This window comes from Sandarakinorhabdus sp., assembly GCF_031430775.1.
Lineage (GTDB): Bacteria > Pseudomonadota > Alphaproteobacteria > Sphingomonadales > Sphingomonadaceae > Sandarakinorhabdus.
Map to the genome: position 1 here is coordinate 1 of NZ_JANPCD010000045.1, position 2,722 is coordinate 2,722.

At 62.3% G+C, this 2,722-nt stretch carries 5 protein-coding genes; 2 read left to right on the forward strand and 3 right to left on the reverse strand.

The window, feature by feature from the left end:
* The 3 genes from RMQ73_RS02435 to carA all read right to left on the reverse strand — a co-directional run.
* Positions 1-309: hypothetical protein (locus tag RMQ73_RS02435; RefSeq protein WP_310496394.1), on the reverse strand; the 309-nt coding region annotated here is incomplete at its 3' end.
* Positions 309-659, reverse strand: coding sequence for a ribonuclease E inhibitor RraB (locus RMQ73_RS02440; RefSeq protein ID WP_310496395.1), 351 nt, complete (start codon positions 657-659; stop codon positions 309-311). The genes RMQ73_RS02435 and RMQ73_RS02440, both read right to left, overlap by 1 nt.
* Entirely contained in the window at positions 656-1,822 is a 1,167-nt protein-coding gene (gene carA / locus RMQ73_RS02445) for a glutamine-hydrolyzing carbamoyl-phosphate synthase small subunit (protein ID WP_409049821.1), read from the reverse strand. The genes RMQ73_RS02440 and carA overlap by 4 nt, the downstream gene beginning before the upstream one ends.
* A gap of 136 nt (positions 1,823-1,958) precedes the next feature.
* On the opposite strand from carA, the gene RMQ73_RS02450 reads away from it, so the two are divergent.
* Positions 1,959-2,414: a GatB/YqeY domain-containing protein gene (locus RMQ73_RS02450; RefSeq protein WP_310496397.1), complete on the forward strand. Its 456-nt coding sequence runs from the start codon at positions 1,959-1,961 to the stop codon at positions 2,412-2,414.
* 43 nt (positions 2,415-2,457) lie between these two features.
* The coding region (locus RMQ73_RS02455; protein ID WP_310496398.1) for a CHC2 zinc finger domain-containing protein at positions 2,458-2,722 on the forward strand (265 nt) is incomplete at its 3' end.

Below are 2,722 nucleotides of genomic sequence, written 5' to 3' on the forward strand. Positions count from 1 at the left end.
GTGCAGCGCCAGCGCGGTGTTCAGCGCGGTCTGCCCGCCCATGGTCGGCAGCACCGCGTCAGGGCGTTCCTTTTCGATGATCTTGGCGACGATTTCGGGGGTGATGGGCTCGACATAGGTCGCGTCGGCCAACTCGGGGTCGGTCATGATCGTCGCCGGGTTCGAATTGACCAGGATGATGCGATAGCCCTCGGCCTTCAGTGCCTTGACCGCCTGGGTGCCGGAATAATCGAATTCACACGCCTGGCCGATGATGATGGGGCCGGCGCCGATGATGAGGATCGAGGAAAGATCGGTGCGTTTGGGCATTATTCAGGCGATCCGTTTTCCGCGAGGCAGCCCCAGCCGTCGAATTCGACGCCGTGACTGATCTCGATCTCAAGCGCGCGGGTGATAAGGGCTTTCAGTGCCTGCCGTGTCACCGGGCCATCGACCTGCAAATCCGCCGCCCAGTCGCCATCTTCGAAATCGCCGAACTCGAAGAAGCGGAAATTCAGCGACTGAGCGTCCTCGGCCAGTTGCTCGATGGCGTCCTGCGGCCCCTTGAAATGCACATCGATGGTGCGCGGCAGCTCGGCGATGTCGCCATTGGCCGCCAGCGCCATCAGCACTTCTTCGTTGGATTCAATCTCGTCGGCAAGGCGTGCGGGGTCGATCATGCGGTCAGTCCTGCGACAAATTTTTCAAACAGATAGATGCTGTCCTGTGGGCCGGGGCTGGCTTCGGGGTGGTATTGCACCGAAAACGCCTTGCGGTCGGTCAGTTCCAGCCCCGCCAGCGTGCCGTCGAACAGCGACACATGCGTTGGCCGTGCCGTGGTGGGCAGCGTTGCGGAATCGACAGCAAAGCCATGGTTCATCGAGGTGATTTCCACCCGCCCGTCTTCAAGGCGTTTCACCGGATGGTTGGCGCCCCGGTGGCCCTGCGTCATCTTCAGGGTTTTGGCGCCAACGGCCAGACCGAGCAGCTGGTGACCAAGGCAGATGCCGAACAATGGAATGTCCCTGTTCAGCAGCTTCTGGATGGTCGGCACGGCATGCACGCCGGTTGCGGCCGGGTCGCCGGGGCCGTTGGACAGGAAAATGCCATCGGGCTTCAGCGCCATGATCTCATCGAACGTCGCCATGGCCGGCACCACGGTGACGCGCGCGCCGGCAGCCACCAGGTTGCGCAGGATATTTCGCTTCATGCCATAATCGATGGCCACGACATGCGGGCCGGCAGGGTTGCCGCTGTGGGACGCATACCCGTCCTGCAACGTCCAAAGGCCGTCGTCCCAGCTGTATTTCTGCGTTGTCGAGATGACGCTGGCGAGGTCCATACCTTCAAGGCCGGGCCACCCCTTTGCTTGCGCCACCAGGCTTTTCAGGTCGAACTTGCCGGCCTTGTTATGGGCAATGACGCCATTTGGGGCGCCGCCGAGCCGGATACGCTTGGTCAGCGCGCGGGTATCGACACCCGATAGGCCGATGCGGCCCCAGGCGCGCATCCAGTCATCGAACCGCCTGGCGCTGCGGAAATTTGCAGCCGGCGTCACGGCCTCGCGCACCACGCAGCCCAGCGCATGTGGGTTCGGCGATTCGATATCTTCGTTGTTGGCGCCGACATTGCCGATGTGCGGAAAGGTGAAGGTGATGATCTGCCCGGCATAGCTGGGATCGGAAATCACTTCCTGATAGCCGGTCATGGCAGTGTTGAAGCAGACTTCGCCGACCGCAACCCCTTCGGCACCGAAGCCATGTCCCCAGATGACGCTGCCGTCAGCAAGGACCATAACGCCAGTCGCGCCTTTGGGTTGGGCGGGCGCGGGCGCAGCGGCCATCTTGGACGTTCCTTTCGGGTGGGCAAACGGACGGCGAGTTAGGGTCGGCTTGCCCATCCGTCAATCTATTCTTTCGCCGCCAATAGGCCTAGAAAGGCTGATTGTCCCACACGCATTTTTATCCACAGGAAACGCCATGCTTCGCGATGACATCAAGGCCGCCACCATCACCGCCATGAAGGCCAGGGACAGCGCCACATTGGGCACGCTGCGCCTTATCTCCTCGGCGCTCAAGAACAAGGACATCGAACTGCGCACCGGCACCGCGCCGGCCGATGATGATGTGCTGGTTGCCGATGTGCTGGCCAAGATGATCAAGCAGCGCCGCGAATCGATCGATATGTTCGACAAGGGTGGCCGCCCCGAACTCGCCGCTGCCGAACGCGCCGAAGTAGCTGTCATCGAAAGCTTCATGCCCGCCCAGATGTCGGCTGCCGAAGCCGGCGCGGCCGTTGCCGCTGTCGTGGCCGAGCTTGGCGCCACATCGGTCAAGGACATGGGCAAGGTGATGGCGGCCGTGAAGGAGCGTTTTGCCGGCCAGATGGACATGGGCCAGGCCAGCGTGTTGGTAAAGGCGGCGCTGGCAGGGTGATGCCTGCCGTCTCTCTCGCAAAGTCGGAACAGCCGACAGCACGATGACCCTCTCCCCCGCCTTTCTCGACGAATTGCGCGCACGCGTGCCGTTGCAGCCCATTGTCGGCCGCCGCGTCAAGCTGGCCCGTGCGGGGCGCGAATGGAAAGGCTGCTGCCCATTCCACAATGAGAAAACCCCGAGTTTCTATGTCAATGACGACAAGGGGTTTTACCATTGCTTCGGCTGCGGGGCGCACGGCGATGTCATCCGGTTCCTGACGGACGCGGAAGGGTTGCCGTTCATGGATGCCGTCAAGCAGCTTGCCG